At 72.6% G+C, this 22,274-nt stretch carries 16 protein-coding genes; 9 read left to right on the forward strand and 7 right to left on the reverse strand.

Annotated elements, in window-relative coordinates; all coding sequences use genetic code 11:
• Window positions 1-232: 232 nt before the first annotated feature.
• The 3 genes from AB0927_RS10240 to AB0927_RS10250 all read right to left on the reverse strand — a co-directional run bounded on the left by AB0927_RS10240 (window position 233) and on the right by AB0927_RS10250 (window position 5,976).
• Window positions 233-1,768: a DUF5719 family protein gene (locus AB0927_RS10240; RefSeq protein ID WP_366667115.1), complete on the reverse strand. Its 1,536-nt coding sequence runs from the start codon at window positions 1,766-1,768 to the stop codon at window positions 233-235.
• Window positions 1,765-5,400 (reverse strand): glycosyltransferase family 2 protein, encoded by a 3,636-nt coding sequence (locus AB0927_RS10245; RefSeq protein WP_366667116.1) that lies wholly within the window; start codon window positions 5,398-5,400, stop codon window positions 1,765-1,767. Before AB0927_RS10245 ends, AB0927_RS10240 begins: the two co-directional genes overlap by 4 nt.
• 312 nt (window positions 5,401-5,712) lie before the next feature.
• Window positions 5,713-5,976: a WhiB family transcriptional regulator gene (locus AB0927_RS10250; RefSeq protein WP_217143001.1), complete on the reverse strand. Its 264-nt coding sequence runs from the start codon at window positions 5,974-5,976 to the stop codon at window positions 5,713-5,715.
• 716 nt (window positions 5,977-6,692) lie between these two features.
• On the opposite strand from AB0927_RS10250, the gene AB0927_RS10255 reads away from it, so the two are divergent.
• The 4 genes from AB0927_RS10255 to AB0927_RS10270 all read left to right on the forward strand — a co-directional run bounded on the left by AB0927_RS10255 (window position 6,693) and on the right by AB0927_RS10270 (window position 10,671).
• On the forward strand, window positions 6,693-7,187 hold the full coding sequence (locus AB0927_RS10255; RefSeq protein ID WP_366667117.1) for a cysteine dioxygenase family protein: 495 nt from the start codon (window positions 6,693-6,695) through the stop codon (window positions 7,185-7,187).
• A gap of 96 nt (window positions 7,188-7,283) precedes the next feature.
• Window positions 7,284-8,243: a 2-phospho-L-lactate transferase gene (cofD, locus tag AB0927_RS10260; protein ID WP_366667118.1), complete on the forward strand. Its 960-nt coding sequence runs from the start codon at window positions 7,284-7,286 to the stop codon at window positions 8,241-8,243.
• Window positions 8,240-9,556, forward strand: a complete 1,317-nt coding sequence (locus AB0927_RS10265) for a coenzyme F420-0:L-glutamate ligase (RefSeq protein WP_366667119.1) — start codon at window positions 8,240-8,242, stop codon at window positions 9,554-9,556. The genes cofD and AB0927_RS10265 overlap by 4 nt, the downstream gene beginning before the upstream one ends.
• 131 nt (window positions 9,557-9,687) lie before the next feature.
• Window positions 9,688-10,671 carry a DNA-3-methyladenine glycosylase 2 family protein gene (locus AB0927_RS10270; RefSeq protein WP_366667332.1) on the forward strand — a complete coding sequence of 328 codons (984 nt, stop codon included), beginning with the start codon at window positions 9,688-9,690 and terminating at the stop codon, window positions 10,669-10,671.
• Between the two features lie 408 nt (window positions 10,672-11,079).
• Here the strand turns inward: AB0927_RS10270 and AB0927_RS10275 are convergent, their stop codons facing one another.
• Window positions 11,080-12,162, reverse strand: coding sequence for an NDP-sugar synthase (locus AB0927_RS10275; RefSeq protein WP_366667120.1), 1,083 nt, complete (start codon window positions 12,160-12,162; stop codon window positions 11,080-11,082).
• A gap of 183 nt (window positions 12,163-12,345) precedes the next feature.
• Between AB0927_RS10275 and AB0927_RS10280 the strand changes: the two genes are divergently transcribed.
• The 3 genes from AB0927_RS10280 (at window position 12,346) to AB0927_RS10290 (ending at window position 17,072) form a co-directional block, all read left to right on the forward strand.
• The gene (locus AB0927_RS10280) at window positions 12,346-13,107 is read left to right on the forward strand and encodes a TIGR03089 family protein (RefSeq protein ID WP_366667121.1); all 762 of its coding nucleotides are present in this window, start codon (window positions 12,346-12,348) and stop codon (window positions 13,105-13,107) included.
• Between the two features lie 354 nt (window positions 13,108-13,461).
• Window positions 13,462-15,306, forward strand: a complete 1,845-nt coding sequence (locus tag AB0927_RS10285; RefSeq protein WP_366667122.1) for an LCP family protein — start codon at window positions 13,462-13,464, stop codon at window positions 15,304-15,306.
• Between the two features lie 134 nt (window positions 15,307-15,440).
• Window positions 15,441-17,072 (forward strand): LCP family protein, encoded by a 1,632-nt coding sequence (locus tag AB0927_RS10290; RefSeq protein WP_366667333.1) that lies wholly within the window; start codon window positions 15,441-15,443, stop codon window positions 17,070-17,072.
• Between the two features lie 78 nt (window positions 17,073-17,150).
• On the opposite strand, the gene AB0927_RS10295 is transcribed toward AB0927_RS10290, so the two are convergent.
• Window positions 17,151-18,176 (reverse strand): glycosyltransferase family 2 protein, encoded by a 1,026-nt coding sequence (locus AB0927_RS10295; RefSeq protein WP_366667123.1) that lies wholly within the window; start codon window positions 18,174-18,176, stop codon window positions 17,151-17,153.
• Between the two features lie 258 nt (window positions 18,177-18,434).
• On the opposite strand from AB0927_RS10295, the gene AB0927_RS10300 reads away from it, so the two are divergent.
• Window positions 18,435-19,811, forward strand: a complete 1,377-nt coding sequence (locus AB0927_RS10300; RefSeq protein ID WP_366667334.1) for an LCP family protein — start codon at window positions 18,435-18,437, stop codon at window positions 19,809-19,811.
• A 50-nt stretch (window positions 19,812-19,861) separates the two neighbouring features.
• On the opposite strand, the gene AB0927_RS10305 is transcribed toward AB0927_RS10300, so the two are convergent.
• Window positions 19,862-20,419 carry an acyl-CoA thioesterase gene (locus AB0927_RS10305; protein ID WP_366667124.1) on the reverse strand — a complete coding sequence of 186 codons (558 nt, stop codon included), beginning with the start codon at window positions 20,417-20,419 and terminating at the stop codon, window positions 19,862-19,864.
• Between the two features lie 119 nt (window positions 20,420-20,538).
• Between AB0927_RS10305 and AB0927_RS10310 the strand changes: the two genes are divergently transcribed.
• Window positions 20,539-21,792 carry an LCP family protein gene (locus AB0927_RS10310; RefSeq protein ID WP_366667125.1) on the forward strand — a complete coding sequence of 418 codons (1,254 nt, stop codon included), beginning with the start codon at window positions 20,539-20,541 and terminating at the stop codon, window positions 21,790-21,792.
• Between the two features lie 53 nt (window positions 21,793-21,845).
• Here AB0927_RS10310 and AB0927_RS10315 read toward each other — a convergent pair whose 3' ends face one another.
• Window positions 21,846-22,211, reverse strand: a complete 366-nt coding sequence (locus AB0927_RS10315; protein ID WP_366667126.1) for a four-helix bundle copper-binding protein — start codon at window positions 22,209-22,211, stop codon at window positions 21,846-21,848.
• Window positions 22,212-22,274: the final 63 nt, after the last annotated feature.

A 22,274-nucleotide genomic window follows, 5' to 3' on the forward strand; every position in this document is an offset into this window, starting at 1 on the left:
GCACACCTACAATCACCACCGCGGACACACCGCGCTGAAAGGCCAACCACCCGCCAGCCGCGTCCCCAACCTCACGGGTCAATACAACTAGGGCCTTTCTTTCGGATCCGGCTGACCTGTGCGGCGGCCGGGCCCGGCGGCGCGGCCGCCCGCGGCCGAGCGCCCTCTCGGGGCGCGGGGCCGTGCGGGCGGTCGCGTCGTGGGTTCTTCCCTCCGGTTGCTTGTGGAGGGGTTACTTCTGGAGGATCGACAGGTCCTCGTCCGCCTCCGGTACCGAGACCAGGCCGCGGTCGCTGGGCAGGGTCTGGACGGTGAAGCCGGACGGGTCGGTCGAGGTGAGGGTGCGCGAGGCGTAGACGGGGGTGTCCGAGAGGGGTTCGATCGTGAGGGCGTAGGTGCCCTTGAGGCCCGAGGGGACCGGGGCGTCGACGTCCTGGGTGGTGCCGGATCTGATCGTGTAGGTCTTGCTGACCGCCGTGCCGCCCTCGCTGCCCGCCGAGGCGGTGACCTTGACCTTGGCCGTGGCGGTGGGCGCGGTCAGGGCGAGGGTGGCGCCCTTGGCGCTGTTGTCGGCCGCGGTGGCGCGCGCCCCGACGGGCGCGGTGGCCGGGATGAACGCGGTCTCCTGGTTCGCGCCCTTGCCCCGGACCACCCGCAGCGCGGCGACCACCGGCACCGACCGGTCGGAGGGGGTCAGGACCAGGGAGCCGGCCTCACCGCGGGTGAGCGGGCCGAGGTCGGCGGAGGTGGTCATGCCGGACTTGACGTGCAGCGCCTCGTTGCCCGCCGGGGTGATCAGGCCGTCGGGCGAGGCGAGGCGGATCTTGAGGTCGGCGTCGGCGTCGCCGGGCGTGAAGGCGATCAGGCGGACGTCGGTGGCGTCCTTGGGGATGCCGGGCAGCACCAGGCTGCCGGCCGGGTCGGCGGCCGCGGCCAGCCAGTCGCCGCCCGACGCGTCGTCCAGCGCCTGCACCGTGGCGCCCACCCGCCCGCTGCGCACGCTGACGTGCACGGTCAGGTCCTCCTGCCGCTCGCCGGTCAGGGTGGACAGCAGGACCGGCTCGCTGGTGTGCGGCTCGACCCTGAGGTTCTCCCCCAGCGGCGACTTGATCGCACCGTTCTTTCCGTACATCTCCACGTCCACGACGGCGGCGGAGTCGTCCGGGTTGGTCAGATGGACGTAGTCGGTGCGGCCGGCGGCGGTGCTGGCGCCCGGGAACCAGAACTCGGTGTCGGCGGGCGTGCAGGTGACGCCCTGGAGGCCGCGGCCGGTGCCGACGGCGATCCGGGTGGTCTCCTGGACGGTCCAGCCGGGCGCGAACCTCCCGTCCGCGGTGCCGATCAGCGCGGGCGCGTCGGCGCCGGAGGTGTCGCCGGTGACCGGGGTGCCCGGCGCCTTCGGGGTGAGCACCGGCTGGTCGGCGGTCTTCTTGCCGCCCTTGTCCTTGCCTTTGTCCTTGCTCTTGCCCTGCTGGGTGTCGCTCGTGCCGCCCGTGCCGTCCGGGGATCCCGCGGGGGCGGGCTGGAGTTGGGCCTTGCCGCTGTTCGGCGCGCCCTGGGTGACGGGCGTGAACGAGGTGTACGTCGTGTCCGCGATGTCCGAGACGCTGGGCGCCGGACACAGCAGGCCGGTGCGCTGCACGGGCAGTTCGGCCGCGGCGCTGGGCGCGGCCGCGCCGGACGCGGACGGGGTGGCCAGCGCGGCGACCGCGGTGACGGCGGCCAGCGCGGTGGTGCCGGCGATCAGGGACAGGGTGGTGCGGTTCACTGCTGGCTCCCGTCGGGGCGCTGCTCACTGCCGGTGCCATGGGGCTGCTGGGCGGGGTCGTAGCCCTGCTGGGCGGGGTCGTACGCCGGGTCGTAGCCCTGCTGTTGGTACGCCGCCGGGTCGTAGGGCTGCTGGTCGGCGGTGCCGCCGTACCCGTACGGGTCGTACGGCGCCGTTCCGTAGGGGTCGGCCTGGTAGGCCTGCTGACCGTAACCGCCCGCCTGGTAGGCGTCGGTGTCGTAGCCGGGGTACGGGCCGTTCGCGTAGGGGGTGGCGTACGACTCGTCGTAGGAGGGGTCGTACGGCTGCTGGTGCGGGATCTGGGGCTCGGCCGGGGCCGGGGGCGCGTCGGGGGCTTCCCCTGCGGGCATCTCACCGGCGGCTGCCTGCTCCGCGGCGGACTCCTCCTCGGCCTGGGCGCGCAGGCGGCGGGCTCGGCGGCCCTCGCCCGTGGCGGCCTGGGCGGGCAGCGGCTCCTCCTCGGGGAGGTCGTCGTCCACGTCTCGGCGGCGGCCGGGCAGGGCGAGGACGACCAGGACGACGCCGAGCGCGCCCTGTGCCCACAGCCAGGCGGTGTGGGTGACCGGTGCCTCGTAGGTGACGTCCAACCGGCCGCCGGAGGACGGGAGTCGGAAGCCCTGGGCCCAGCCGTCGACGGTGGTGCGGGTGAGCGGCTTGCCGTCGAGGGTGGCGGTCCAGCCGGGGGCGGCGCTGTCGGCGATGCGCAGGACGCGGCCGTCGGAGCCGGCCGGAACGGTGGTGTGGATGTCCACCGGTCCGGCGCCGATCGGCCGGGCGCTGCCGGAGTCGACGGAGTCCGAGGTGCCGGCGGGCAGGATGACCGCGCGGGAGACCTCGTGGTCGACGCGCCACAGGGCGTTGCCGTCCTGCTGGCTGAGCCGGGCCAGGCCCGGGGTGGCGTCGAGGACGCGGGTGATGTCGCGGGGCGTGCCCTTGTGGACGAGGACGTAGCGCACGGCGAAGCCGCCGAGTTCGTCGGCCTGGTCGGCGCCGGAGCCGGCGACCAGGTTGGCGACGACCTTGTCCAGGCGGGTGTTCTCGCCGTCCGTGGCGGCCAGTTCGGCGTCTCCCATGCGGGCCCCGGCGCCGCGCACCAGGGTGTAGCTCACGCGCGCGGTGGAGTCGCCGTCCAGGACGAGGGTGCGGGCCCGGTCGCCGGTGGTGGAGTCCTCGGCGACGAACGCGGGCACCTGGGCCGGGTCGCGGCGCTGCACGGGGCCGTCGGCGCCGCGGAACATCCAGGCGGCGGCGAGCAGCAGCGGGCCCACGGCCGCGGCGAGCGCTATCAGGGCGGCCACGGGCTGGCGCCAGCCGAAGCTCTGCTCGGCCACGCGCGCGCGGGCGCCGTCGGCGCCGAGGACGGCGGCGGACAGCAGCGCGATGCCGTAGACGAGGGTGGCGGGACCGGCCCAGACGGACCGGTTGGCGAGGACCGCGAAGACGAGGCCGGTCAGGGCGACGGCCCAAGCGGTGCGGATGCCCAGCTGCCGTTCGGAGCGCAGCAGCGCCGCGAGGGCGGCGAGCACGATGCCGAGCAGCAGCAGCCCGCTCGCGGTGCCGGGGCCGCCGGGGCTGGCGCCGAGCAGGTCGAGCGCGGAGGCGGCCGAGGCGCCGTAGGCCAGGCCCGCTTCCTTGAAGAAGCCGGTCGGCAGCAGGGTCAGCGACCAGGGCGCGAGGAGCAGCAGCGGGGTGCCGAGCTGGACCAGCAGGCGCAGGCCGTGGGCGGCCAGGTCGGCGCGGCGCAGCACGAGCACGCCGAGGCCGAGGATCAGCGCGAGGGGCCAGACGATCGGGGTGAACGCGGTGGCGATGGTCAGCAGCAGCGCGTAGGCCCAGGTGGCGCGCCAGCTGCCGCGGGCGCCGGTGCGGCTGGTGAGGCCGCTCGCGGCGATGCCCGCGCGGGCGATCAGGGGCAGCAGCACGGCGAGTACGGCGGTGCCGATGCGGCCGCCGGCCAGGGCGCCGGTGGTGGCGGGCAGGAAGGCGTAGGCGATGGCCGACCAGGCGCGCAGCAGCCGGGAGGTGACCAGGGGCCGGGAGGCGAAGTAGGCGGTGAATCCGGCGAGCGGCACCGAGCAGACGAGCAGCACGGTGACGGCGAGTCCGGTGGAGCCGAACAGCAGGGTGGCCAGGGTGGCGACGAGCGCGAGGTAGGGCGGTGCGGCGGGGGTGCCGCCGGCGCCGACCGGGTGCCAGGCGTCCGCGAAACGGGACCACAGGTCGCCGGCGCTCGCCGGGGCGGGCAGCAGGGCGCCGCCGCCGAGCGCGCCGCCGGAGAGCAGGGCGCGGCAGGCGACCAGGGAGACGAGCAGCAGCGCGAGGAAGAGCACCGGTCCCGGTCTGCGGGCGATCCGCTTGAGCCGGGCGAACTGCTCGATCTCCAGGAAGTCGGCGTCGTCGCCGCCGGGCCCGGATTCCACGGCTCCGCCGTGTCGGCCGGCCGAGGAGGTGTCGGTGTCGGAGCCGCTGGTGAAGTTGCCCGCGAACTGTTCGATGGCGGCGCGGATGGTGGCGCCGGGCGGCGGGAAGAGGCCGCGCAGTTCGTCCTTGTCGATCTGCGGGGTGCCGCGGCGGCGCCGGGCGGCGATGATCCGCTCGGGGCGCAGCAGGGTGCCCAGCAGGCCGCGGATCTCGTCCACGGCCTGGCCCGGGACCTTGCCGACGAGGTAGGCGACGGTCCGCAGGAGGGTGCCGAGGACGAGCCGCAGCAGCACCCAGGGCAGCGCCGCGGTACGGGTGTTGGCGAGCAGGGTGTGGACGGCGCCGGCCTTGTCGACCTTGTGCGGGGAGGCGGCGGTGCGGCCCACGCAGTCGACGGTGCGGCGCTCGCGGGAGGCGGCCTCGGCGTGTCGGACGACCGCGTCGGGGGCGATCAGGACGCGGTGGCCGGCGAGGTGGGCGCGCCAGCACAGGTCCACGTCGTCGCGCATCAGGGGCAGCCGGCGGTCGAAGCCGCCGAGCTGTTCGAAGACGTCGCGGCGGATCAGCATGCCGGCGGTGGAGACGGACAGCACGGTGCGGACGTGGTCGTGCTGGCCCTGGTCCTGTTCGCGGCGGTCCAGACCGGTCCAGCGTCGGCCGGAGTTGGCGATGGAGACGCCGACCTCCAGCAACTGCCTGCGGTCGTACCAGCCGCGGAGTTTGGGGCCGACGACCGCCACGTCGTCGCGTCCCAGTTCGAGTTCGTTCTCGACGACGCGGAGCAGCTGGGCGAGGGCGTCGGGTTCGGGGGCGCAGTCGTCGTGCAGCAGCCAGAGCCACTGGACCGGTTCGCCGTAGGGCAGTTCGGGGAGGTCGTAGGCGTCGTCGCGCCAGGTGCGGGTGGCCGGGTCCCAGCCGCTGGGGCGCTTGAGGTACGGCAGCTCGTCCGGGGTGAGGACGGCGGCGGTGCGGCTCGCCTCCTCGACGGCCTGGCCGAAGCCGGTGCGGCGGGCGAGGTGCAGCACGCCCGCGTCGCCGAGGGCTTCGCCGAGCAGCTGGGCGGAGTTGTCCGCGCTGCCGGTGTCGGCGGCCACCGCCTGCTGGACGGGGCGCTCCTGGCCGAGCAGCCCGGCGAGCGCGTCGGGCAGCCAGCGGGCGCCGTCGTGGGAGACGAGGACGGCCGTGACCACATGACGCGGGTACTCGGGCGGACGGGCTGGGTCGAACGCTGCGGCGGCGGCCGGGTCTTGGGCTGCCGTATGGCTGTGCACGGACATCGAGGTACGGGCCCCGGTTCGGTGGACTGCGGTGGACACCTGTGTCCCCCGGGGGCCTCGATGGGCTCGCGGGGACAGCGGGGCGTCTCGGACGAGCGACCACACTATCGGCTGCCCACGACGACGGCCTGCCGCCTGTGGATAACCCACGGGCCACGGGCCGTTCGTGATGTTTTCTCGGGTATGGCGCGGGTATGTACCGGGTGCCGCGGCGCTGGTGCGCGGTCAGACGGCGGCCTTCTTCAGCCGGCGGCGCTCCCGCTCGGAGAGTCCGCCCCAGATGCCGAAGCGCTCGTCGTTGGCGAGTGCGTACTCAAGGCATTCGGAGCGGACCTCGCAGGCGAGGCAGACCTTCTTCGCCTCTCTGGTGGAGCCGCCCTTCTCCGGGAAGAAGGACTCGGGGTCGGTCTGGGCGCACAGCGCGCGCTCCTGCCAGCCGAGTTCCTCGTCCGCGTCGTCGACCAGCAGTTGCTGCACCAGGTCGGTCATGTGCGCCCCTCGTCTGTCTTTCGCGTCCCCGTGCGTAGCCGTTACCGATTTCGGCTGAACGACACGAGTGAAATTACAAGTGTGCTGCTCCGGGCGAGTCAAGCCGAGATCTGCTATTGAGCCCGTTATTCACTCTGCGGAACCAAGGCCATGCGGAAAGTGTTCAAATCGTCATAAACCTCGACACATGGCCGTGCCGCGCGGCCGGGGTCCGCTGGGACCGCCGTACTCCGCTCGGCACCCGCACGGGCCTGTACGAAGAAAGACGTCCCGGCGTTCGATCGCGTTGCACGGCTCGTCGAGCGCTTGGATGTGCCCCATGTGTCCCGCACCCCTGAGCAGCAAACCTCGTACCGGGCAGTTGGCCCGGATGAGGTGAAATGTGCCTCACATGGCGGTCATCGAGTTGACAGCGCAGGTATGAACCGTTGTCCTAGGGGGCATGCTCGCGAACTCGGTACCCACCTCGACCCGCACCGCCGGGTCCCACGGTGCTGCCCGAGCCCGCTGTAGCTGTTGTTGCTGTCCCAGCTGTTGAGCCGGCCTCCTCTCCTTCTCCAGGCCTCCGCTCCGGCCGACGCGCCAAGCCCGTTCCCGTACGGCTCGGCCGCCGCTCCTTCGCAGGACCGTCTTCCGTGACGCTTCGCAGGACCGCTCCCGTCCCGGAGCCCCTTCCCGCCTCTTCCGCATCTTCCGCCGAGGAACCAGCGCACCCCATGAACAGCGACAACGACCTCCAGATCGCCGGTGACCTCCTCGAAGTCCCGCACCTGCTCCAGCCGCCGCGCGAGCACCCGGCCACCGTCGCCGAGTTCGTCGGCCTGGCCCGCGCCATCGCCGCCGATCGCGCCCAGTGGGCGGATCTCGTGCGCTACGACGCCACCACCCGCTGGTACCACCGGCTGCGCACCGGCCCCGGGTACGAGGTCTGGCTGCTGTCCTGGGTACCGGGACAGGGCAGCGGGCAGCACGACCACGGCCGCTCCTCCGGGGTCCTCACCGTCCTGGAGGGCACGCTCACCGAGCACACCCGGCGCGGCAGCCGGGCGCTCGCGCCGGGCGCGCAACGCGTGTTCGCGCCGGGGTACGCGCACGAGGTCGTCAACGACGCGCTGGAACCGGCGGTCAGCCTGCACGTCTACTACCCGGGTCTCACCGAGATGCCGATGCACGCCTCCCCGGACTGCGAGGCGCGCCCGGTGACCGCCTGACCGTCTGATCGTCCGATCGCGCGATCGTCCGACGCGTGACCGCTTGGCGCGTGACCGCCTGACGCGTTGTCGGCCCCTCCTGCAAGACTGGTCCCCATGCGCATTGTGGTTCTGGCAGGCGGCATCGGTGGTGCCCGGTTCCTGCGCGGTCTGAAGCAGGCCGTGCCGGACGCGGACGTCACGGTCATCGGCAACACCGGCGACGACATCCACCTCTTCGGGCTGAAGGTCTGCCCGGACCTCGACACGGTGATGTACACGCTGGGCGGCGGCATCAACGAGGAGCAGGGCTGGGGGCGGTCCGACGAGACCTTCCATCTCAAGGAGGAACTGGCGGCCTACGGCGTCGGCCCCGAGTGGTTCGGGCTGGGCGACCGGGACTTCGCCACACACATCGTGCGGACGCAGATGCTCGGCGCCGGCTATCCGCTGAGCGCGGTCACCGAGGCGCTGTGCGCCCGCTGGAAGCCGGGCGTGAAGCTGATCCCGATGACCGACGACCGCGTGGAGACGCACGTGGCCGTCGAGGTCGACGGCGAGCGCAAGGCGGTCCATTTCCAGGAGTACTGGGTGCGGATGCGGGCCGCCGTGGCCGCGGAGGCCGTGGTCCCGGTCGGCGCCGAGCACGCCAAACCGGCCCCCGGCGTCCTGGAGGCCATCGCCGGGGCGGACGTCATCCTCTTCCCGCCGTCCAACCCGGTCGTGTCCATCGGCACGATCCTCGCGGTCCCCGGCATCAGGGAGGCCATCGCGGACGCGGGCGTGCCCGTGGTCGGCCTGTCCCCCATCGTCGGCGACGCGCCGGTGCGCGGCATGGCCGACAAGGTGCTCGCCGCGGTCGGCGTGGAGTCCACGGCCGCCGCGGTCGCCGAGCACTACGGCTCGGGCCTGCTGGACGGCTGGCTGGTCGACACCGTGGACGCGGCGGCCGTCGAGCGCGTGGAGGCCGACGGCATCCGCTGCCGGGCCGTACCGCTGATGATGACCGACGTGGACGCGGCCGCGCAGATGGCGCGGGAGGCGCTGGCGCTGGCCGAGGAGGTGCGGGACGCGTGAGCGGGGAGCGCGCGGAGCGTCCCGCGTTCCGGGTCTGGGCGCCGGCCGGCGTCCCCGAGGTGCAGCGGGGCGACGACCTCGCCAAACTGATCGCCGCCGCCGAGCCCGCGCTGGCCGACGGGGACGTGGTGGTCGTCACCTCCAAGATCGTGTCCAAGGCGGAGGGCCGGATCCTCCGGGCCACCGACCGGGAGGCCGCGATCGACGCGGAGACGGTGCGGGTGGTGGCCCGCCGGGGCGCCCTGCGGATCGTGGAGAACCGGCAGGGCCTGGTCATGGCCGCGGCCGGGGTCGACGCCTCCAACACTCCGGCCGGGACCGTGCTGCTGCTGCCCGAGGACCCGGACGCGTCCGCGCGGGCGATCCGCGACGGCCTGCGCGATGCCCTGGGGGTCGAGGTCGGGGTGATCGTCAGTGACACGTTCGGGCGACCCTGGCGCGCGGGGCTGACGGACGTGGCGATCGGCGCGGCCGGGGTGCGCGTGCTGGACGACCTGCGCGGTGGCACGGACGCGTACGGCAATCCGCTCAGCGCCACCGTGGTGGCCACGGCGGACGAGCTGGCCGCCGCCGGTGACCTGGTCAAGGGCAAGGCCGGGGGGCGGCCGGTCGCGGTGGTGCGGGGCCTGTCCCAGGTGGTCGACCGGGACGGCGGCGCGGGCGCGCGGGCGCTGGTGCGCAGCGCGGCCGACGACATGTTCCGGCTCGGCACCTCCGAGGCGGTCCGCGAGGCCGTGACGCTGAGACGCACCGTAAGGGCGTTCACCGCGGAGCCCGTGGATCCGGGTTCGGTACGGCGGGCGGTGGCGGCGGCCGTGACCGCGCCGGCGCCGCACCACACCACGCCCTGGCGGTTCGTGCTGCTGGAGTCGGCCGAGTCGCGGAACCGGCTGCTGGACGCGATGCGGGACGCCTGGATCGCCGACCTTCGCCGGGACGGCAAGAGCGAGGAGTCCATCGCCAAGCGGGTCCGGCGCGGCGACCTGCTGCGTGACGCGCCTTACCTGGCGGTGCCGTGCCTCGTGATGGACGGCTCGCACCACTACGGGGACGCCCGGCGGGACGGCGCCGAGCGGGAGATGTTCGTCGTCGCCATGGGCGCGGGCGTGCAGAATTTCCTGGTGGCGCTGGCCGGGGAGCGCCTCGGCTCGGCCTGGGTGTCGTCCACGATGTTCTGCCGGGACGTGGTACGCGAGACGCTCGGACTGCCCCCGGAGTGGGATCCGATGGGGGCGGTGGCGATCGGGCATCCGGCGCAGGCGCCGGGTCCGCGGGGCGGGCGGGACGCGGAGGCGTTCATCGAGGTGCGGTGAGCCGGGGCGGGGGGGCCTACGCTCGAAGGACGGCACCGACATTCCCGAGGATCTGATCCGTGGCAGGACGTTTCGTTCAGCGGCCCGCGCGCCCGCACAGCCGGAGCGGCGTGGGAGGTGCTCCCGTGCCCGTGCGCGGGGGCCACACGGGTGTGCCCGGGGGCGGTACGGCCGGGATACCTCGGCAGGCGGCGGCCCCCGCGCGGGTGCGGCGCTGGGTGCCCGAGGGTCCGCTCGATCTCGCGCTGGTGCTCGGGCCGCTGCGGCGCGGGCCCGCCGACCCGACGTTCCGGGCCACGGCGGACGGCTCCGTGTGGCGGGCCACCCGCACCCCGGCCGGGCCCGGCACGCTGCGGGTGCGGGCGGACGGCGGTGAGGTGCTCGGAGAGGCGTGGGGGCCCGGCGCGGAGTGGCTGCTCGACGGCCTGCCCGCGTTGCTCGGCGCGGCCGACGACCCGGAGGCGTTCGTGCCCCGGCACCGGGTGGTGGCGCTCGCGCGGCACCGGCGGCCGGGGTTGCGGCTGACGCGGACCGGGCTGGTGCTGGAGTCGTTGATCCCGTCGGTGCTGGAGCAGAAGGTCACGGCGGATGAGGCGTACCGGGCGTGGCGGCTGCTCGTACGCCGGTTCGGGGAGCCCGCGCCGGGACCGGCGGGGGCGGGTGAGCGGCCGATGTTCGTCATGCCCGCGGCGCGGACGTGGGCGTTGATCCCCTCCTGGGAATGGCATCGGGCCGGGGTCGACGACAAACGCGCGTCCACGATTCTGCGGGCCGTCCGGGTGGCCTCGCGGCTGGAGCAGGCGGCGGGAATGCCGGCGGCGGACGCCCGGACGCGGCTGGAGGTCGTGCCGGGGGTGGGGGTGTGGACGTCGGCGGAGGTCGTCCAGCGCAGTCACGGCGCGGCGGACGAGGTGACGGTCGGGGACCTGCACCTGCCGGGCATGGTGGGGTGGGCGCTGGCCGGTGACCGGCACGCGGACGACTCCGTGATGCTCCGTCTGCTGGAGCCCTACGCCGGTCAACGGCACCGTGCCGCCCGCCTGATCCTCTTGAGCGGCGTCACACCGGCCCGACGGGTCCCGAAGATGCCGCGCGTGGACATCGGCCTGCTCTGAGCCAGGCCCCACCAGGGACGGGCCCCGCGCGCCCGCGCCGACGGGATGCCTCCCCCAGCGGCCTCATCCGGCGGACGGCGACCGGAACGAGCTTCCGACGGCCCCCGAGGAGAGGGTCACCCCGGCCGAACCACACGACGCACTGGTCGGAGGAGAACCGCACCGCCCCCGCCGGAACAACATGCGCCGCACCACACCCGCGCCCCCAGAGGCGCGCCCCACTCGCCCGCGCCGACAGGATGCTCCCCCGAGCAACCCCACCCAGCGACGGCGACCGGAACGAGCCCCCGACGGCCCGCCCCCGAGGGGAGCGGTCTGCCCCGGCGGAACCGCACGACTCAGCGGCCGCCTTCTCCCTCCCGCGCCGAACCGCACGGCTCGGCGGTCGCCCCCGCCGAACCACACACCTCACTGATCAGAGGAAAACCGCACCGCCCCCGCCGGAATGCGCGCGTCGCACCACACCCGCGCCCCCTCGCGGAGCTCGTTGTCGGGGCCGATGACCGCGCCGTCGCCGATGACCGTGCCGGTGAGGACGGAGCGGGTGCCGACGCGGGCGCGGATGCCGATGAGGGAGTCGGTGATGACCGCGCCGGGCTCGATGACCGCGCCGGGCAGGATGGTCGATCCGTAGACCCGCGCCCCCTCCGCCACGAACGCGCCCTCCCCCACCACCGTGCCCCCGGTCAGCTTCGCGTCCGGCGCCACCCGGGCCGTCGGCAGCACCAGCCGGTCACCGCAGCGCCCCGGCACCGCCGGGGACGGCGCGCGTCCGAGCACCAGGTCCGCCGAGCCGCGCACGAACGCCGCCGGGGTGCCGAGGTCCAGCCAGTACGTCGAGTCGACCATGCCCTGCAGATGCGCCCCGGCCGCGAGCAGTTCGGGAAAGGTCTCGCGCTCCACCGACACCGGCCGGCCCGCCGGGATCGTGTCGATGACCGAGCGCCGGAAGACGTACGCCCCCGCGTTGATCTGGTCGGTGACGATCTCCTCCGGCGTCTGCGGCTTCTCCAGGAACGCCAGGACCCGGCCCGTCTCGTCCGTCGGCACGAGACCGTAGGCCCGCGGGTCCGTCACCGTCGTCAGGTGCAGCGAGACGTCCGCGCCGGTCGACGCGTGGGTGTCGACGAGGGCCCGGATGTCCAGGCCCGTCAGGATGTCGCCGTTGAAGATCAGCACCGGCTCGTCGGGGCCGGAGCGCAGCCGCGAGGCGACGTTGCGGATCGCCCCGCCCGTGCCGAGGGGCTCCTCCTCGGTGACGTACTCAAGGTGGAGGCCCAGCGCCGAGCCGTCACCGAAGTACGGTTCGAAGACCTCGGCCAGATAGCTGGTGGCAAGGACGATGTGCTCGACGCCCGCGGCTCTCGCCCTCGCCAACTGGTGGGCGAGGAACGGCACGCCCGCGGCCCGGACCATGGGCTTGGGCGTGTGCACGGTGAGCGGGCGCAGCCGGGTGCCTTTGCCGCCGACCAGGAGGATCGCTTCTGTCACCTGTCGTCTCTGCTTCCTGCCGGGACCGGCCGAACTGACTCGTTCTACTCGTATCGGCCGGTCAGTGTATGCAGACGGTAGCGACGGAGACCGTGACGGCCGCGCGGTTCGCCGAGAGACTGGTGTGAGAACAGTGAGAGAAGCGCCCCCGCCGCGCGCCCTCGCGCGCGTACCCTTTGCCGGGTGAACGCCACCGATCGCACCCCCGCCGACCTGCTGACTTCCGCCCTCGCCGCGGATCCCGGCCGCCCGCTGGTGACCTTCTACGACGACGCCACGGGCGAACGCGTCGAACTCTCCGTCGCCACCTTCGCCAACTGGGTGGCCAAGACCGCGAACCTCCTCCAGGGCGACCTCTCCGTGGAGCCCGGCGACCGGGTCGCGCTGCTGCTGCCCGCGCACTGGCAGACGGCGGTGTGGCTGCTGGCCTGCGCCTCGGTGGGCGCGGTCGCGGACGTGGCCGGGGACCCGGCGGTGGCCGACGTGGTCGTCAGCGGGCCGGAGTCGCTGGAGGCGGCGCGGGCGTGCCGGGGCGAGCGGGTCGCGCTGTCCCTGCGGCCGCTCGGCGGACGGTTCCCGCAGCCGCCCGAGGGGTTCCTCGACTACGCCGTGGAGGTGCCGGGCCAGGGCGACCGGTTCTCGTCGCCGTACGCCGGGGAGTCGGCGCTGATCGTGGCCGGCGCGGAGTTCAGCGGGGCCGAGGTCGTGCAGAAGGCCGTGGCCGACGCGGGGGAACTGGAGCTGACGGGGCCCGGGTCGCGGCTGCTGTCGGGGTTGCCGTACGACACCTGGGAGGGGCTCAGCGCGGGGTTGTTCGCTCCGCTGGCCAGCGGGGGTTCCGTGGTGCTCTGCCGGAACCTGGAGCGCCTGGACGAGGAGACCCTGGCGAAGCGGATCGACAGCGAGAAGGTGACGGCGGTACGGCGGCTGCCTCGCGCCGAGTAGCGAAGGGCGCCGCCGCAAAAGCCGTCGACGGCGTGAAGGGGCACAAAAGGCTGCCACTCCTGGGCGCCCGCCTACACGGGAACACCGCCGCGGAGCACGGCCGCGAGCAGGGCTACGGGTAAGGCGTTTACCAAGGCCGCGTATTTCCGTTCAGAAAATGAGGCGGATTGCCCAGTTGTAGGGACGACGGATTTGTCACCGGCGTGGCTTGACGCTGAACTGGGCGGATAGTGTGAGCGATCCGGTGCACGTGGCCACGAGGTCCGACCTGGGGTCGTGCACTGTTTCACCGAGACCCGAGCGCCTTTGAGGGGGAAGGCGCCGCGTGGGCCCCGACGGAGGATTCGGACAACCGTGGACGCGCAAGGCCGTGGGCGGGCGGACAACATCGATCCCGCAGACCAGTGGGTACTCAATCCGAACACCGGCGAATACGAACTGCGACTGCCTCCTTCCGGAACGCAGTCGGTCCCCGGGCCACGCAAGCCGTCCGCCGAGGACGGCGGCGGGTCCCGGCGCCGTCGCCGGAACGACATGACGCCTGGTGAGACCCGCGAGATGAACAGGGTGCCCGCCCAGGACGGCGGGCACGAGGGGGGCGGGACGCGCACCGAGGACGGGGGCCGCACCCGGGACGGCTCCCGCGCCGGCGACAAGGCGCGCGCCGGGGACGTGCCGCCGCCGCGGTCCGGCCGACGGCGCTCCGCCGAGCCCGAGACCGCGCCGGGACGGCGTGGCCGGCGGCCGGCGAAGAAGAAGTCGAGGGCGAAGAAGGTGCTGGCGTGGACCGCCGGCGGCACGGCCTTCGTGCTGGTCGCGGTCGGCGCCGCCGGGTACCTGTACCTCAGACACCTTGAGGGCAACATCAGTTCGACCGATGTCGGCGACGCGGGCTCCAAGGGCTTCAGCAAGAACGAGGCCTTCAACCTGCTGATCATCGGCACCGACAAGCGCACCGGCAAGGGCAACGAGGGCTACGGCGACGCGGGCAGCGTCGGACACGCGGACACGAACATACTGCTGCACGTCTCGAAGGACCGGACCAACGCGACCGCGCTGAGCATCCCGCGCGACCTGATCGTGAACGTCCCGGACTGCGAGACCATCCAGCCCGATGGCAGCAAGAAGGTCATTCCCGGCACGGACAACGTGCGCTTCAACACCAGCCTCGGCCAGGACGGCCGCGACCCGGGCTGCACCATGCGCACGGTCGACGAGGTCACCGGCATACACGTGGACCACTTCATGATGGCCGACTTCAACGCGGTGAAGACGCTGACCAGCGCGGTGGGCGGCGTCGAGGTGTGTGTCGCGCACCCCGTGGACGACAAGGAGTCCCACCTCAAGCTGCCGGCGGGCAAGTCGGTGGTGAAGGGCGAGCAGGCCCTCGCCTTCGTGCGCACCCGGCACAGCTTCGGCAACCGGGGCGACCTGGACCGCATCAAGGTGCAGCAGCAGTTCCTCGGGTCGCTGATGCGCAAGATGTCCTCCAGCGACACCCTCACCAGCCCCTCGAAGATGGTGGACCTCGCGGAGGCGGCCACCAAGGCGCTGACCGTCGACACCGGCATCGACAACATCAGCACGCTGAAGGACATGGCGATGGAGCTGAAGAAGGTGCCGCCGAAGAACATCACCTTCACCACGGTGCCGGTGCTGGACAACCCCGCCGAGAAGGTCCCCGTGACCGTCATCGTCAACCAGGCGACGGCGCCCTCGGTCTTCGAGGCGATACGGAACGACGTCTCCTTCACCGACGTGAAGCGCAAGCAGAAGGCGGCCAAGGACGCCCAGGCCGCCCGGCTCAAGGGCACCAGGTCCGCGCCCGGCGACGTGCGGGTGCGCATCCTCAACAGCGAGGCGGCACCGGGCAGCGCGCAGGCGGTCCTCGGCTGGCTCCAGAACAGCGAGGGCGTGCCGAAGTCGGAGAACGCGGGCAACGCGCCGGCGGGGCTCCAGAAGACCACGCTGGAGTACGCGCCCGACCAGGCCGCGCAGGCGAGGGAGCTGGCCGCGCTGATGGGACTGCCCGGCTCGGCGCTCAAGCCGGGATCGAGCACCCTCAACTCCCAGGGACTGCCGGCGATGACCCTGACCCTGGGCAAGGACTTCAAGGGCGCGGGTGTGCCGATCGCCGCTCCGGACAAGGCACCGAAGGTCGACAAGTCAACGGCCAACGAGGTTAAGTGCGCCTCATAGGTAACCCTGCGGGCCCGTCGTGCGTCTAACCACTCGACGCGGGACGGGCCCGTCGCATGGCTCAAAGGGCGGGGAGGGCGGGGAGATTGGCGCAGAGCGAAGTGCGGGGTGACGCTGCCGAAGTGGACGACACGATGGCGCTCACGTCGCGGACGGGGGACGGAGCGGGCCCGGCGAACCCGGAGGCCGGTACCGGACGGCACGGCGGCGGGCGGCGCAAGGGGGGCTCGGGGTCGGAGGGTTCGGGAGACGGCACGGCCGGCCGGCGGCGCCGGCGACGGCGCGCGCTGCGCTGGTCGGCGACGGTGCTCGCGGTGGTCATACTCGGCACGGCGGGCGCCGGTTACCTCTACTACCGGCATCTGAACGGCAACATACGCAAGGGCGAGCGCAGCAGCGGTGACGCCAAGGCGAAGAAGACCGCCCCGAACGCGGCCGGACAGACCCCGCTGAACATCCTGCTGATCGGCTCGGACGACCGTAACTCGGCGGAGAACCTGAAGCTGGGCGGCAGCAAGAGCAGCGTCGGCAGTCCCCCGCTCGGGGACGTGCAGATGCTCATCCACATCTCCGCCGACCGCAAGAGCGCGGCGATGGTGAGCATTCCCCGGGACACCCGCGTCGACATCCCCAAGTGCACGGACCCCGAGACCGGAAAGGTCTTTCCGGCGACCAACGACATCATCAACACCACCCTCGCCCGGGGCGGCGCCGGCTGCACGCTGGCCACCTGGGAGAACCTCACCGGGGTCTACATCGACCACTGGATGACGATCGACTTCACGGGCGTGGTGAAGATGGCGAGCGCCATCGGCGGCGTCGACGTCTGTGTGAACGAGAACGTCTGGGACCGCTCGACGGCGGCCCAGCGCGGCGGTTCGGGGCTGAAGCTGACGGCCGGGACGCACAAGATCAAGGGCGTGCAGGCGCTCCAGTGGCTGCGCACCCGGCACGCCTGGGGCAGCGACCTGATGCGGGCCCGCGCCCAGCACATGTACCTCAACTCCATGATCCGCACGCTCAAGTCGCAGAACGTGTTCACCGACAGCGGGCATCTGATGGACCTGGCCGAGTCGGCCACCAAGTCCCTCAAGGTCTCCGAGGAGATCGGCACGGTCAAGAAGCTCTACGACCTCGGCATGGAGATGAAGTCGGTGCCGTCGAACCGGGTCACGAGCCTGACGATGCCCAACCTCCCGGATCCGCAGAACCCCAAGAACCACGTCGTCCCGGACCCGGCGGGCTCGGCCAAGGTCTGGGAGATGCTCCAGGACGACATCCCGCTCGATAAGAACGGCGGGACCTCCAAGCAGACCACGGACAAGCCCCAGCCGACGAAGTCGCCCTCCACCGATCCGGCCCGGCTCGGCGTCCTCGTCCAGAACGGCACCGGTTCCGCCACCGAGGCGCCGGTCCCCGGGCGGGCCCGCACCATCGCCGAGACCCTCGTGGCCCAGGGCTACGCCAGAGCGACGGCCGACACCACGCCGCCCCCGCCCCAGGACAGGACGGTGATCGAGTACCCGAGCGCCGACCTCCAGGGCGACGCCCAGGGCGTGGCCAAGGCCCTGGGACTGCCGACGACCGCGGTGAAGCAGTCCACCTCGGTCTCCGGCGTCACCCTGCTGCTCGGCGCCGACTGGCGCACCGGTACGACCTTCCCGAAGCAGTCCAAGCCCAAGGCGGGCGACATCCCCACCAACGCCGACGCCGTCAACGGCGCGGACCACAAGTGCATGGAGGTGTACAAGCCGTACCAGTGGTGATCGCGGTGGCGGCGGTGAACGAGGCGGGGCCCCTCCGGAAGGAGGGGCCCCGCTCGTCTCGTCGGGCGCTCGCGTTGGTCAGGCGCTGTGGACCGCCGGCCGGCGGGACGCGATGACCCGCTTGGCCAGGGACTTCGGGCTGGTCAGAAAGCCCCAGCCCCAGGACATGTGCATGGTGGCGAGGGCCACGGGGACCTGGAGGCGGGCCTTGAGGGGCAGCCCCTTGCCCGCGGGGACGGAGCCGGCGGCGATCGCGGCGAGATAGCCGCCGGGGATCACCAGGCCCCAGGGGGTCAGGGCCACGCCGACCACGAGGCCGGCGGCGATGGCGCAGACCGCGGTCGGCGGGGCGAGGTAGCGCAGGTTGATGGAGCCGGAGTGGTAGCGGGCAACGACATGGCGCCAGCGGCCGTAGTCCTTGTACTGCTTGGCCAGGGCCCGCACCGAGGGCCGGGGCCGGTACGACACCTTCAGCTCCGGGGAGAACCAGATCAGGCCGCCGGCCTCGCGGATGCGGAAGTTCAGCTCCCAGTCCTGGGCGCGGATGAACTCCTCGTTGTAGCCACCCTGCCGCTCCAGCGCCTCACGGCGGAAGACACCCAGGTAGACCGTCTCGGCGGGGGCCGCCTTGCCACCGGTGTGGAACGCCGCGTTGCCGACACCGATCTTGGAGGTCATCGCGGCGGCGACCGCGTGCTCCCAGTCGTTCTCGCCCTCGGCGTGCATGATGCCGCCGACGTTCTGCGCGCCGGTCTCTTCGAGCAGGCGTACGGCGGTCTCTATGTAGTTCGGCGAGAGCATGCCGTGGCCGTCGACGCGGACCACGATCGGGTGCCGGGATGCCTTGATCGCCGCGTTCAGCGCGGCGGGGGTACGGCCGGTCGGGTTGGGGACGGTGTGGACGCGGGAGTCTTCGGCCACGAGCGCGGCGGCGATCTCGTCCGTGCGGTCCGTGGACGGACCGAGGGCGATCACGACCTCCATGTCGCCGCCGTACTCCTGCGCGAGGATCGCTTGGACGGCCCCGCGCAGATGCCGTTCCTCGTTGAGGACGGGCATGATCACGGATACAGCGGGGAACCGCACGTCGGGCTTGGCGTTCATAGGGGCCTCACGTTACCGCGAACGGGGGACAGCGGTGCGCGCCACCGGCGCTCTGACGCGGGATGGAGATCGTATCGGCCTACTGTGCTCACGGATCCCACGTACGGCCTCGTCCGGAGGTGTCCCTTGGCCAGCCCGCCCCGGTCCCCGGCGCGACCCCAGCGCCGCCCGCAGCCGCCCCGCCGGCTGCCGCCCCCGCCCGAGCGGCCGGTGCGGCCCCTGCGCCGACGGCGGCGGCCGCGCTGGGCCGTCCGGGCGATGACCACGCTGTCGGTGGTGGTGCTCGCCTCCGCCGGCATCGGGCACGCGGTGGTCACCAGCCTGGACGCGGGCATCGCCCGGGTCGACGCCTTCAAGGACATGAAGGACCGGCCGCAGGCGGGCCACGGCATGAACATCCTGCTGGTCGGCACCGACGGCCGGGACAAAATCACCGAGGGGCAGCGGCGCGCCTTCCACCTGGGCGGACAGCCCTGTCACTGCACCGACACGATGATGATCGTGCACATCTCGGAGGGCCGGGAGCGGGCCACGGTGGTGAGCCTGCCGCGCGACTCCTTCGCCGAGGCCCCGGCCCACCGGGACCAGACCACCGGCCGGCAGCTCGGCCCGCACCCGCTCAAACTGAACGCGGCCTACGCCGAGGGCGGCCCCCCGCTGACCGTGCGCACCGTCGAGAACATGACCCATGTGAAGATCGACCACTATCTGGAGGTCGACTTCACCAGCTTCATGAAGACCGTGGACGTCCTCGGCGGGGTGCGGATCTGTACGGCGACGCCGCTGAAGGACACCTACAGCGGGCTCGACCTCGCCCCCGGCACGCACACCCTGCTGGGCGGGCAGGCGCTCCAGTACGTGCGCTCACGGCACCTGGACGGGGACAGCGACCTGGGCCGGATGAAGCGGCAGCAGCGGTTCCTGGCCGCGCTGATCGAGAAGGCGACGTCCTCCGGGGTGCTGCTGAACCCGATGCGCTTCCGGGACGTGACCCGGGCGGTGCTCGGCTCGGTCCGTGCCGACGCCGGCTTCGGCACCGACGAGCTGCTCGACCTCGGCCGCGCGATGCGGAACTTCTCGCCCTCGTCCTCCGAGTTCACGACCGTGCCCATCGGGCGGATGGACTACCCGGTCAAGGGCATCGGCTCGACCCTGAAGTGGGACCCGGCCCGCTCGGCCCGGCTGTTCCAGGCGCTGCGCGACGACCGGCCGCTCACCACGGGCCGCCCGCGCCCCGCCGCCCCCGCCGCGACGACCGTCGAGACGGACCCCCGGGGGATCCGGGTCGAGGTGGCGAACGGCACCACCACGACCGGGCTGGCGAAGCGGATCGACGCCGAGCTGGCGGCGACCGGTTTCGCCACCACCCACCGGCCGGTGACCGCGCCCGCCCGGCTGCCGGCCACGGTCATCACCTACGACCCCCGCTGGGACCGCTCGGCACGCACCCTGGCCGCGGCGCTGCCGGGCAGCGAGCTGCGCGCGGCGCCGGGACAGGGGCCGGTGCTGAAGGTGACGGCCGGGGCCGGCTTCCGGGGGGTCCAGGCGGTGCGCTTCAAGGACCCGAGACACCCGGACGACGGTGCCGAGAGCGTGGTGCGCGGCAACGAGGTGGTCTGCTCGGGGAACGCCTGAGCGGACGCCGCGGTCCCCGGGGGCCACGCGGCCCCGGCCCCTCCTCAGTCCTAGTCCTGAAGTCCCTCCGCGGCCCGCTGTTCACGCAGCTCGCGGATGGCGCGGCGGCGGGCCAGCCGATGGGTGCGGCGGATCTGCGCCTCCTGGTAGCGGCGGCAGTCGCGGTCGGTCTCCGGTATCACCGGGGGCACCCGGCGCGGCTTGCCGTCGGCGTCCACGGCCGCGAAGACCAGGTAGGCCGAGCCGACCTGGGTGGGCGGGTCGGACTCGTTCCAGCGCTCGGCGAGGACCCTTACGCCGACCTCCATGGAGGTCCGGCCGGTCCAGTTGACCTGCGCCTTCACATGGACCAGGTCGCCGACGCGGACCGGCTCCAGGAAGGCCATCTCGTCCATGGACGCGGTGACGGCGGGACCGCCGGAGTGCCGGCCGGCCACGGCGCCCGCCGCGTCGTCCACCAGCTTCATGATCACCCCGCCGTGCACCGTGCCCAGCAGGTTGGTGTCGTTGTGGGTCATGATGTGGCTCAGCGTGGTGCGCGAGGCGGACGTGAGCTTACCCGGAATGTCCGGTTCCACTGCTTCCGAGTCCGTGGCCTGGTCTGTCATGCGCTCTACCTTATGCCGAAGTGACATTCGCGGAATTTGTGTCAGCTTCGCAACAGCGCCGCCCTTATTTTCCGACAAGGCTTGTGAGCCATACGGCGGAGCCCTGCACACTGGTCCGCATGAATGACTGGCCCGAGGCATGGTCCGACGACAACCGCGGCCCCCGGTACGGACGCGGCAGTGGCGCCGCGCAACCCGAGGGCGCCCGCGCGATGCGCCAGGTGCGGCGCGACCCGGCGGCGCCGCAGTACGGGGCCGGCGTTCCCCAGCAGCCGTCGTACACGGACGGCGGCTACGACGACGCGTACGACAGCGGCTACAACACCGGCCAGGTCTACGGCAGCCCCGGCGGCCACGGCCCCGGCGACACGCCGGGACCCGGTCCCAGACCCGCGCCCCGCTGGGGACGGCGGATCAAGTGGACGGTGATCACGCTGGCGACCGTGTTGGTCGTCACGTCGGTCGCGACCTACTTCTGGGCCGATTCCAAGCTGCGGCACGAGGTCGACCTCTCCAAGGTGATCGACCGGCCGCAGTCGGGGTCCGGCACCAACTACCTGATCGTCGGTTCGGACAGCCGCGAGGGCATGACCAAGGCGGACGAGAAGAAGCTGCACACCGGCGCCGCCGAGGGCAAGCGCACGGACTCGATGATGATCCTGCACGTAGGCGACAACGGCGACACGCTGATCTCGCTGCCGCGTGACTCGGACGTGGAGATCCCGTCGTACCAGGGCTCGACGTCGGGGAAGGTCTACCCGGCCACGGGCCGGCGCGAGAAGCTGAACGCCGCCTACGCCGAGGACGGGCCGACGCTGCTGGTCCGCACGATCGAGTACAACACCGGGCTGCACATCGACCACTACGTGGAGATCGGCTTCCAGGGCTTCGCGAACATCGTCGACGCGGTCGGCGGGGTCCAGATCGACATCGACAAGGGCTTCAAGGACAAGTGGTCCGGCGCCGACTTCCAGGCCGGCAAGCAGACCCTGAACGGCCAGCAGGCGCTCGCCTTCGTCCGTACCCGGCACGCCTTCGCCGCCTCCGACCTCCAGCGGACCAAGAACCAGCAGAAGTTCCTGGCCGCCCTGGCCCACGAGGTGGCGACCCCCTCGACCGTCCTCAACCCGTTCAAGCTCTACCCGACCATGGGCGCGGGCCTGGACTCGCTGATCGTGGACAAGGACATGTCCCTGTGGGACCTGGCCTCGATGTTCTGGGCGATGAAGGGTGTCAACGGCGGCGACGGCACCTCCATGAACATGCCCATCTCCGGCTCCACCGGCGGCAACCTCGTCTGGGACAAGACGAAGGTCAAGACCCTGGTGAACGAGCTGAACAACGACCAGAAGATCACGGTCTCCGGCAACTGACCACGCTCAAGGGCACCCGGCGGGGCGCCCTTGAGCGATGCGGGGCGCTCGGGTCACATGCGGGCGCCCGCCATCGAGCGGCACATGTCGGCGCAGCGGCGACACGCCTCCGCGCAGCGCTTGAGCTGCTGGTCGTCGGGCATGGACATACACGCCTCGGCGCACATGTCGCACGCCTTGGCGCACATCGCGCACATGTCGCCCGACATGGGCGAGCGGCGCATCATCATGTCGGCGCACATCCGGGTCGTCTCCGAGCAGTCCATGAGCGCGCGCACGATCTGCATCTGCGCCTGCCCGCCCTGCTGCATGCAGGAGCTCATGGTCTCCTCGCAGATGCTGTGGCAGTTCATGCAGGCCTCGATGCAGTCCTGCATCTGCTTGGTCATGGCGGGCATCGTGGTTCCGGGCTGGGCCATGGCTCCTCCTCGGAGCGCGGGGACCCGGGAGCGGGTCCCGTGTGGTTCCGTCCTACGTCCCCG

The organism is Streptomyces sp. NPDC048106, from assembly GCF_040706415.1.
Taxonomy (GTDB): domain Bacteria; phylum Actinomycetota; class Actinomycetes; order Streptomycetales; family Streptomycetaceae; genus Streptomyces.

Coding starts and splice junctions, on each gene's coding strand:
- AB0927_RS10295 (WP_366667123.1), bottom strand. CDS start 18,176: ATGAACGCCAAGCCCGACGTGCGGTTCCCCGCTGTATCCGTGATCATG.
- AB0927_RS10250 (WP_217143001.1), bottom strand. CDS start 5,976: ATGACCGACCTGGTGCAGCAACTGCTGGTCGACGACGCGGACGAGGAA.
- AB0927_RS10305 (WP_366667124.1), bottom strand. CDS start 20,419: ATGACAGACCAGGCCACGGACTCGGAAGCAGTGGAACCGGACATTCCG.
- cofD (WP_366667118.1), top strand. CDS start 7,284: ATGCGCATTGTGGTTCTGGCAGGCGGCATCGGTGGTGCCCGGTTCCTG.
- AB0927_RS10315 (WP_366667126.1), bottom strand. CDS start 22,211: ATGGCCCAGCCCGGAACCACGATGCCCGCCATGACCAAGCAGATGCAG.
- AB0927_RS10300 (WP_366667334.1), top strand. CDS start 18,435: ATGACCACGCTGTCGGTGGTGGTGCTCGCCTCCGCCGGCATCGGGCAC.
- AB0927_RS10310 (WP_366667125.1), top strand. CDS start 20,539: ATGAATGACTGGCCCGAGGCATGGTCCGACGACAACCGCGGCCCCCGG.
- AB0927_RS10290 (WP_366667333.1), top strand. CDS start 15,441: ATGGCGCTCACGTCGCGGACGGGGGACGGAGCGGGCCCGGCGAACCCG.
- AB0927_RS10255 (WP_366667117.1), top strand. CDS start 6,693: ATGAACAGCGACAACGACCTCCAGATCGCCGGTGACCTCCTCGAAGTC.